The sequence below is a fragment of the Anaerotruncus sp. G3(2012) genome (assembly GCF_000403395.2).
Taxonomy (GTDB): Bacteria; Bacillota; Clostridia; order Oscillospirales; family Ruminococcaceae; genus Anaerotruncus.
Genome location: NZ_KE159660.1, coordinates 70,396 through 80,670 on the forward strand (window position 1 = coordinate 70,396; position 10,275 = coordinate 80,670).

Genomic DNA, 10,275 nt, shown 5'->3' on the forward strand with positions numbered 1-10,275 from the left:
TGTTGTTTTGGGTTCCCGACCAAAACAACGCCCTTCGCTTCTCGGGCTTTCAGCCCGAAGCGCGCTTACGCGCGACGCTCGGGCAGGATGCGCCTTACGGGCGAGGGGGCAGTGCCCCCTCCCCGTATGCCCCTCCCCGGCAAGCTGGCAGGCCCAGCCCGGTCGGGCACAATGTAGAGGGGTTTCGCGGCACAGCCCGGGGCGAGTGAGAGGGCCTGTCTGGGCAAAAAACAGGTCGGGGCGGGCACTGACATGCGTGTCTTTTCCACCCAGCCAAAGGCGGGCACCCTTCCGGGGGATACATAAGGGGGGTGGGGCGCATGTTGTTTTGGAATCCCGACCAAAACAACGCCCGTCGCTTCTCGGGCTTTCGGCCCGAAGCGCGCTTACGCGCGACACTCGGGCAAGATGCGCCTCACGGGCTAGGGGTCAGCGACCCCTCCCCGTGTGCCCCTCCCCGGCAAGCTTTGTGCGCCGGTTTGTTCGGGCAGAGTGTAGTGGGGTTTTGCGGCACAGCCCGGGGCGAGCGAGCGGGGCCTGTCTGGACAAAAAACAGGTCGGGGCGGGCTGTGACATGCGTGTCTTTTCCACCCAGCCAAAGGCGGGCCCCCTTCCGGGGGTTCCATAAGGGGGATACCCCCTTATGTGTGCTTTTTACCTTGCTTTTTGCACAAGCAAAAAACAAGCCGTCCGCCCGGACGGGACCGGGCATCCTGTGCCGCTTACGGCACACCTCTTAAAAAGGCAAGGTGCCGCGCAGCTGCACAAAAAGAACCCCAGCGCGGGGCGGATACCCCGCATCCCGGTGCCGCTTGCGGCACACTTCTCAAAAAGGTAAGGTACTGCACCGCTGTATAAAAAAGGCAACGTGCTGCGCAGCTGTACAAACAGAAGCAAACTGTCTGTCGCACAGAAAAGCATTATTGACTGGAAAGCAGTGCCATGGTAGAATAAGGCGGCATGGCCCGCCGGGAAAAGGCATATAGGAAAGAGGTGACACGTGTCCTTTCTGAAGGTGCGCACCGGCCGGCAGGGGCGTTTACCGGGTCACCAAACCAATAAGGAACGATCATTATGTTACTGAGTTTAGACAACGCGACCAAGATGTTCGCGGAAAAAATCATCTTCATGGGCGCCAGCCTCAAAATCGAAGAGGGGGACCGGATCGGCCTGGTCGGGGTCAACGGGGCGGGCAAGTCGACGCTGCTCAATGTGCTGGAAGGTTCCCTCCCGCTTGAGCAGGGGGAACGCGCGGCGCGTTCGGGGCTGTCGCTCGGGTTCCTGCGGCAGGACAGCGGCCTGGACGGGCAAAATACCATCTGGGAGGAGATGCGGGGGGTATTCCGCCCGCTGCTTGACGCACAGGCCAAGGCCGGACGCATCGCCGCCCAGATGGGCCAATACACCGACCGCAGCTCTCCCGGCTATCTTGCACTGTCCGAAGAGTACAACCGGCTGCAAAGCTATTTCGAGGTCAACGAGGGGTACAACATCGACGTCAAAATCCGCACCATCCTAAACGGCATGGGCTTTGCGGATAAGGACGCGGACACCCCCTGCGACACCCTCTCGGGCGGGGAAAAGACCCGTCTGGCGCTCGCGCGGCTGCTGCTCTCCGACCCCGAACTGCTCATGCTCGACGAGCCGACCAACCACCTCGATTTCGCCACCCTCCAGTGGCTCGAGACCTATCTGCAATCCTACCGCGGCGCAATCGTCGTAGTCTCGCATGACCGCTATTTCCTCGACCAGCTCTGCACCCGCATCTGGGAGGTCGCCCATCTGCGGGTCACCCCCTACAAGGGCAACTATACCCGGTATATGCACACACGCGAGATGCTCTATGAACGCCAGCTCAAAGAGTATGAGATGTACCAGCAGCGGGTGACCAAGCTTTCCGATTTCGTCGCCCGCAACAAGGTGCGCGCTTCCACCGCCGCGCTCGCCCGCAGCCGCGAAAAGGAGATCGAGCGGATGGAGCCGGTCAAGCAGCCCCCGAAGCCCCTCAACCCCGCGCGGATCTCGTTCTTTTTCGAGCGGGACCCGGTTAAGGACGTCCTGCATGTCGAAGGGCTTTCCCTGCGCGCGGGCGGCGGCCCCTCCGGCAGGCTGCTCTGCTCGGACGTCAGTTTTGACCTGCTCCGCGGCGAAAAAGTCGCGCTGGTCGGCTCCAACGGGGTCGGCAAGTCCACCTTCCTGAAAACCCTCATCGGCCAGCTCAAGCCCGAGGCGGGCAGAATCCAATGGGGGCGCAACGTCAAGGTCTCCTATTTCGAACAGGGGCAGGTCGGGCTGACCGGCTTCAAGACCGTCCTGGAGGAGCTGTGGGACCGGTACCCGCAGTCCCACGAACAGGACCTGCGCAACCTGCTCGGCGGCCTGCTCTTTTCGGGCGAGACGATCTATAAGCGGGTGGACATGCTCTCAGGCGGCGAAAAAGCCCGTCTCAAGTTTGCCATCATGATGTATGAGGAGGGGAACGTCCTGCTCCTCGACGAGCCGACCAACCATCTCGACCTCGCCACCAGGGAGGCCCTCGACCGCGCGTTGATCGCGTATGAGGGGACCATCCTCGCTGTCTCCCACGACCGCTACCTGTTAAGCAGGATGCCCGGCCGGATTGTCGAGATGCACCCCGACGGATTCGTTTCCTATCGCGGCAATTACGAGGATTACCTCGCCCAGCGCAGCGCCGCCGACGCCGCACAGGCCGCGTCCCAGCCCGCGGAGGGCCCCGCCGGCCCGGAAGCTGCTGCTGGCAGCGGGAAGTCCGCCACCGAATATCACCGGACAAAAAAACAGCGCGCAGAAGCCGCTGCACGCAAAAAACGCCTTTTTGAAGTGGAACAGGAGATCAGCGACCTCGAAGCCGCCATCCAGCTCGAGCAGGGAAAACTCTCTGACCCGGAAATCTCCCGCGATTACCAGAAGGTCACCGAGCTTTGCGCCAATATCGACCGGCTGCGCGTCAGCCTTTCCGAGCGGATGGATGAATGGGCCGGGCTTTCGGAGTAGTGTGCAGCTGCGCAGCACCTTGCTTTTTTTTGATCAGTGTGCCGCCTTCCGGCGGCAGGGGATGCCCGGTCCCGTCCGGGCGGACGGCTTGTTTTTTGCTTGTGCAAAAAGCAAGGTAAAAAGCACACATAAGGGGAGTACCCCTTATGTATCCCCCGGAAGGGTGCCCGCCTTTGGCTGGGCGGAAAAGACACGCATGTCACAGCCCGCCTCGACCTGTTTTTTGTCCAGACAGGCCCCGCCCACTCGACCCGGGCTGTGCCGCAAAACCCCACTACACAGTGCCCGATCGGGACGGGCCTGCCAGCTTGCCGGCCTGTTCGGGTGCTGTGCAGAAGTGCGCTCCCTCAGTCAAAACAGGACGCTTGACAGCGTCCTGTTTTCAGGCTATAATGAGCATAAAGAAAGGCGCTGCCCGCAGACGGTCAGCCCCCTTTTATGATTGCAGAAATAACCGCATCACTTTGCTGGGGTGGCGGTTATTTCTTTTTTGTTGCGTCTAACACAAGAGCAACAACGCCCAGAATTACCAGACAGAACTGGAACAGTTCCGCATATGTAACCATAAGCATCTCCCCCTTTCTTCCGAAACGGGGAAATCCCCCGTCTCATGCGGGGGCCAACCGCCTGCAACCGTTTGTAGCAGCACCTTGTCCTTATTCTACCATGGCGGTGCTTCCCAGTCAAGAACAAGAGAGGAAATGCAATTCCGCTTTAAGGCAGCATCCGTTTGGCCCCAGACCAAACGGATAGGCGCTCGCGCCTTCCTCGGGTCTTCTCGGGCCTGCGGCCCGAAGCGCGGCATACGCCGCGACGACCCTGCGGGCTGCCTCACGGGCTAGGGGTCGGCGACCCCTCCCCGTGTGCCCCTCCCCGGCAAGCTGGGAAGCTCGGCCCGTTCGAGCACAGTGTAGTGGGGTTTTGCGGCACAGCCCGGGTCGAGTGGGCGTGGTCTATCTGGGCAAAAAACAGGTCGGGGCGGGCTGTGACATGCGTGTCCTTTCCACCCAGCCAAAGGCGGGCACTCTTCCGGGGGTTCCATAAGGGGGATACCCCCTTATGTGTGCTTTTTATCTTGCTTTTTGCACAAGCAAAAAACAAGCCGTCCGCCCGGACGGGACCGGGCATCCCCTGCCGCCGGAAGGCGGCACACCTCTCAAAAAGGTAAGGTGCTGCACCGCTGCACATCTCCCACCACCATCGGGGATGAAAATGGAAAAGGAAGGGGCTTTCGCCCCTTCCTTTTTATTGATTCGGTTTTATTCGATGATGATTTCAGAGCGCTGGGTTTTGGCCGAGACCCCCTCGGCATGGGGGGTGATATAGGCGCTTTCGGAGACGAACTCGCCGGGGAGGGAAGCGCTGACGTAATAGGAGAGGGTCACGGTATTGGAGCCGGCGTCCTGGCTGTCGTCGACGGGCTCGGTGGTGGGGGAGAAGACCGCGTCGGGGCCATCGTCCTGGCGGTCCGCGAGCGGGACCGGCTCCCCGCGGTAGAGGAAGCCGCGCACCTGCTGGCCGTCGTTCTCGACCACGACCTGTATCTGCGAACCCTGCCCGCCGAGCGGGACCGCCTCGGCATAGCGGTCGGAGGAGGGCATGAACCGCATCCCGGAGGGGATGTAATCGGTGATGTTGTAGCAGCCGGCCGGGGCGTCGTCGGTGAAGGTGATGCGCAGGTCCACCCGGACCTGTTCACCGACCCTGGGGCTGCCGCCGCTGGCGGTGGTGTACGATTTCTCGATCGCCACCTTGCTGGCGGATGCGGCGCTGGCCTCCTCGGCGTAGCCGGTATAGGAAACCGCGGCATAGAGGTCCCCGGCGACCGTCTCGAACTGGGCGGCGGCGAGCGCCTCGCGGCTCAAAAGCAGGCACTGGTACCCCTTGGCGCCCAGCTCAAACGTGCGCTCCTCGCCCTCAAGCACACACCGGAACACGCTCTGGTCCTTGGTGTAGGCGGCCGAGGTGTGGTTGGTATAGAGCAGCATCTCCAGATGGGGCAGGCTCTCCTGCGAACGGGCGCGGTCGTCGTCCCGCTCGAGGAAATAGCGCATGAACGCGTCCGCATCCGGATGCCCGGCCAGCGTGGTGAGCGCCAGCGCGGCGGAGGTTGCCTCGGTCTGTTCGTCGAGCGAGCCGCCCGGCAGCAGGTATTTGAGCTTCCCTTCGGTTTCCACCTGGCGCGACAGCCCCTGGTAGAGCGCCTGCGCGCCCGCGTAGTCGCCCAGGCGGGCCATGCCCGCGCCCAGCCAGAGCTTTTGCGCGGCGGTGAGGGATTCGTCCTGGGAAAGGCGGGTGAGGTCGAGCAGGATCGGCTCGTCGAGCGCCGCAAGCCCCAGATAGGACATCACCCGGTCGTTGGGGCTGGCGGACGGGTTTTTCAGCGTCTCCTCCAGGTAGACCTTTGCGGAGGTCTGGTCGACCAGGGAAGGCGCGGCCAGCAGCATCCGGGCGGTGAGCGCGGCGTCCGGGCCGGCGTTGGAGAGCGGGCGCACCCCCGACCAGACCTCCTGGATCCGGTCGAGCCGGACGTCCCGCCGCGGCCCGGGTTCGTCCTCCTCAAGCAGGCGGCTGTAGGAGGCCCGCGCGAGCCACGCGGCGGCGATGATCTCGGTGCGTTCCCCGTCCTGCCCTGAGAGCCATTGCAGGCCCTCCAGCATGGGTGCGAGCCGTTCGTCGTATACAGTGACCCCAACCGGGTAACGGGCGCTTGTGAGGCTTTGCAGCCGGTTGAGCGGCATGGTCTCGATCCGCGGGACGGTAGAAGCCGAGCGCAGCACCTGGAATTCCCGCCGCCACGCGTCGAAATGTCCGCCCGCGTTGGCCGAGAGGGTGAGGGTATAGGTCCCCTCCTCGTATTTGCCGAGGTTGAACAGCGCCCGCTCGCCGGGGGCGGCGGTCTGGGTCATCCCGTCCACCTGGAACCCGTCCGAATCGAGCACCGTGACCGCGTAGGACACATCCCCTTCGAGTGCGGGCAGGGCGGACCCGCCCACCCCGGCGGAGAGGGACACATCGTCCCCCACGAGGTAGCTGCCGGTGAGCACCGGGCGCAGGTAGAAGGGCAGGGCGGCGATGGTGGTGGTCTTGGCGTCGCCCGCCATCAGGTCGGCGGTGACTGCCGCGGCGGTGATCCGCCATCTGGTCACGTTGTCCGGGAGCTGGAACTCCACCGTTGCGGAGCCTCCCTCATCCACTTCGACCGTCTGGAACGCGGCGGTGTCGAGGAAGGTCTCCCGCACCGCGGCGGAGGCCCCGTCCGGCCCGCCGCCCATCCCGCCGGAGGCGTTCAGGTCGCTGTTGCCCACCCAGCCCTCCGGGTATTCGACATACGAGGTCTGCTGGGCGATGTAGGGGTAATAGGCCGACGCGTAGATCTGTGCCGCGAGGTCGACCTGCTGGTCGCGCAGCAGGAAGACCGATTCATCCACCACGCCGACCGCCGCGCTGCCGGCCACCGGGTTTCCGGCGGCGTCGGAAAGGGTGAGCCGCACCCGCACCGTATCGCCGGGCGCGAACGATTCCTTGTCGGTCGAAATCCCCACCCGCAGCCGTTGGGCGTCGTAGTTGTAGGAGAGGTAGGCGGTGCGCATCGGGTAGATGTGCCGCCCGTCGAAATAGGCCCCCACCAGCACCACGTTGGGCAGGTAGCGCGAATCGAGGGTGAGCGGGTGGGTAGCGGTGTCGAACACGCCGGTCAGCAGGGTGGATTTTTGCAGCACGCTGTAGAGCACCCGCCCGGTATTGCCGGTCTGCCGGCCGTTCTCGTAGATGCCAAGCTCGAGCGGCTGGTTGGCGTCAAACCGCCCGCTGCTTCCCTCGGCGAAAAACGCGTAGCTCGACTGGTCGAGCGCCGCCTGCCGCAGCTGGAACCCGGTGTGGTAGGCCACCACATCCCCGGCGATCCCGCCCGCGAACTGCGCTTCGTAGGTGTAGAAGGTGTCGGCGGTGTTCTCGTAGGGCAGGTCGGAGACCGTCACCTTGCCGTTGACTGTCCGGGTGCGGATGTTCTCGACCACCGTCGACTGGGCCTCCACCCGGTAACGGGTGACCGTCTCGTTGTTGGCGTAGTCGTAGTAGCTGCCATCCGGCACCCGGACATATTCGGTGCGGGTGATATGTACCACGACCGGCAGGTCGTATGCCGCGCCGCGCAGCCAGGCAAAGCTGTCCGCCGGGCGGTTGGCGGCGGCCAGGCGGGTGGTGTCGATCCGGGCGGTCTGGATCGTCAGCTCGCCGGCGGTCGAAGCGTCGATCCGCGCGGCCACCGCCGAGGGCAGCAGGGTCACCCTGGCGCCCGCCGAGACGTGCAGGTCCTGCGCGCCGGTGCTCCAAACATCCACCCAGACCGTTTGCGGCTCCCAGCCGGACATTTCGGTGCGGGGGATCCAGCTGCCGGTGATGGTGGCGGAACCGTCCGCCCCCAGGGTGATATGCCCGCTGTTCGGGAATTGCAGCTCGTTGGAGCCGATCTGCATCGTCCCGCCCGAGACGGGGGTACCGTCGAGGTAGGTGGCCCGGACGGTGACCGGCACCGGTTCATTGGCGAAATAATGGGCCCGCTCGGTGGACACCTCGATCGTATAGGAGGGCTTGGTGTAGTTCTCGACCGAGATGCTCTGGGAGGTGTAGACCCCGTCGCCCCCGTCGGTGACCGCGATGGTGTACCAGTCGCTCGCCAGCCCGCTGAACCGCAGGCTCCCCGAGAAGGTGCCGTCCGCCCCGACCGGCACCCGCTCCCGGTAGAGGTTCTGTTCCGGCCAGTCGGTGCGCAGGGTGAGCCAGACGAATGCGGGCAGCGGCTCGCCGCTCACCCGCGGGTAGACCTGCCCCCAGACCGAGGCGGTATCGGAGGACTGGTAGAGCGGGCGGTCGCAGTAAAGGCCGGTGTAAAACCGCTCCTGGAGCCGCAGCTCCTGCGCCGGGGCCAGCTCGAGCAGGTCGAAATAGACCGGCTGGCCGTCCTGCTCGATGGTCAGGTACGCCTGCTCGATCCCGCGTGTGGCAAAGTCCGCGGTGCCGTCCGCGCGGGTCGCGCCGCGCAGCACCGGCGAAAGCCCGTTGGCGTCCTCGAGCACCGCCGCCTGCCCGTTGAGCGGGCCGCCGGTCGCCGGGTCGTTGAGCCAGAGCAGGGTTTCCCCGTCCACCGAGTGGCTGTATACGCTCAGGTTGCGCACCTGGATCAGCTTCTGTACAAACTGCGGCTCCCCGTCCGCATCGGCGCCGGTGACCGTCGCCACATAGTGCCCCTCGGGCAGCTCGGCTGGCAGCGGCGCGGCCAGGGTGGTCCAGTGGCTGTCGCTCTGGATCAGCTCCCCCTCGTAGGACGCGACCTCCTCCAGGCCGCCCGTCTCCACCCGGTAGCCCGACCGGCTCCCGTACCGGGTCTTGTAGTAGACGTCGTACCCCTTCACCTCGTCGATATAGGCGCTGATGTTCGGGAACCGGTGGAGCGAGAGCCGGAACACCTGCCCGGAGAGGTCCTTGCCGCTGGTCATCACGACCCCCATCGGGTCGCCGGTCAGGAAGGTTTCCGCGAATTCCCCGTCCAGCCGCAGCTTGCGGTAGTCCTCTTTATCCGCGTTGGCGTCGGTCGTCTCGAACGAGAAGCTGTAGTCCTCGGCAAGCGCGGTCCCGTCCGGCGCGGCCAGCCCCGCCTTGACCGTCACCCGGTAGATGTTGTCCCGCTCGAGCGGCGCGTCCGGCTGGAAGACCGCCGTATAATCCCGGGTTTCAAACGTCCCGCTCACCGGCGGCAGGATCTCGAAATGCCGGGACATATCCACGCCCGCCATGCTGAACCCGATTTCGATCCCCGCATCCACCGGCACATAGCCTGCGCCATCCGCCGGGTAGACGCTCCGCACCGAAAGGTCGCTGCGGGTCTGGAACGCGAACGACTGCACCACCGCGCCCCGCAGCGGGTTCTTCACCCGGATGGTATAGATCGTATTGTCCGCCAGCGGCCGGCCCGGGGTGATCTTCCAGGAGGTCGTCCGGCGTCCGCTGCCCCCCACCAGCTTCAGTTCCCCCATGTCCGGCTCGATCTCCAGCATCTCCCGGACCTCTTCCTGCGTGATCCGGTATTTGCTCCGGAGGGTGAAGGTGGTGTCCGCTGCCGCCATCCCCTGTTCGGTCAGTGAGTCCGCCGCCACGCTGATCGCGGCATACAGGGTGTCCCCCTGCGGCCGCGACAGCACAAACGACAGCGAGATCGCCCCCGCCATGATCGCCGCCACGATTGACAGGATAATCCAGTGTTTCTTCATCTGCTTTCCCTCCGGCTTTCGCTTTTTTCAGTTCCCTTGAATCAGTATCCGAAATCTGCATAAATCATGCATACGCTTTTTTCCTTTTTTGCTATTATAGCATATCCTGCCGGATTTGAACAGATCAGGGGGCGTCTTTTCGGATGCACGAAAAGACAGCAAAAGTGCGCATCAGGGGAGCCCCCCTTATGGAACCCCCGCGCCCTATGTCCTTTTTGTGCAGCTGCGCGGCACATTGCCTTTTTAAAGAAGAATGCCGCCTTCCGGCGGCAGGGGATGCGGGGTGTCCGCCCCCGCGCGGGGACTCTTTCTGTGCAGCTGCGCAGCACGTTACTTTATTTTAAGAGGCGTGCCGCAAGCGGCAGAGGATGCCCGGTCCCGTCCGGGCGGACGGCTTGTTTTTTGCTTGTGCAAAAAGCAAGGTAAAAAGCACACATAAGGGGGAAGCCCCCTTATGGAACCCCCGGAAGGATGCCCGCCTTTGGCTGGGTGGAAGGGACACGCATGTCACAGCCCGCCTCGACCTGTTTTTTGTCCAGACAGGCCCCGCCCGCTCGCCCCGGGCTGTGCCGCAAAACCCCTCTGCACAGTGCCCGATCGGGCCGGGCCAGCCAGCTTGCCGGGGAATCCGCCCCGCGCTGGGGTTCTTTTTGTGCAGCTGCGCGGTGCCTTGCCTTTTTGAGATGTGTGCCGCAGGCGGCAGAGGATGCCCGGTCCCGTCCGGGCGGACGGCTTGTTTTTTGCTTGTGCAAAAAGCAAGATAAAAAGCACACATAAGGGGGAACCCCTTATGTATCCCCCGGAAGGGTGCCCGCCTTTGGCTGGGTGGAAAGGACACGCATGTCACAGCCCGCCCCGACCTGTTTTTTGCCCAGATAGACCACGCCCACTCGACCCGGGCTGTGCCGCAAAACCCCATTACACAGTGCCCGATCGGGCCGAGCCAGCCAGCTTGCCGGGGAGGGGCATACGGGGAGGGGGCACTGCCCCC

Annotated in this window: 3 protein-coding genes and 2 pseudogenes; 3 read left to right on the forward strand and 2 right to left on the reverse strand. The window is 64.2% G+C overall.

The window, feature by feature from the left end; translation table 11 throughout:
- Positions 1-1,137: 1,137 nt before the first annotated feature.
- The 3 genes and pseudogenes from C814_RS24890 to C814_RS24895 all read left to right on the forward strand — a co-directional run.
- Positions 1,138-1,219: pseudogene (locus tag C814_RS24890) on the forward strand (ATP-binding cassette domain-containing protein); the annotation flags it as partial.
- Positions 1,192-2,496, forward strand: a pseudogene (locus C814_RS11010) (ABC-F family ATP-binding cassette domain-containing protein); the annotation flags it as partial. The pseudogenes C814_RS24890 and C814_RS11010, both read left to right, overlap by 28 nt.
- Before the next feature lie 132 nt (positions 2,497-2,628).
- Positions 2,629-3,015 carry an ABC transporter C-terminal domain-containing protein gene (locus C814_RS24895; RefSeq protein WP_369750552.1) on the forward strand — a complete coding sequence of 129 codons (387 nt, stop codon included), beginning with the start codon at positions 2,629-2,631 and terminating at the stop codon, positions 3,013-3,015.
- Between the two features lie 1,259 nt (positions 3,016-4,274).
- Here the strand turns inward: C814_RS24895 and C814_RS11015 are convergent.
- Both C814_RS11015 and C814_RS24400 read right to left on the reverse strand, forming a co-directional pair.
- On the reverse strand, positions 4,275-9,284 hold the full coding sequence (locus C814_RS11015; protein ID WP_016317906.1) for an Ig-like domain-containing protein: 5,010 nt from the start codon (positions 9,282-9,284) through the stop codon (positions 4,275-4,277).
- 788 nt (positions 9,285-10,072) lie between these two features.
- Positions 10,073-10,275, reverse strand: a 203-nt coding sequence (locus tag C814_RS24400; protein ID WP_207637136.1) for a hypothetical protein, incomplete at its 5' end; no start/stop codon positions are given.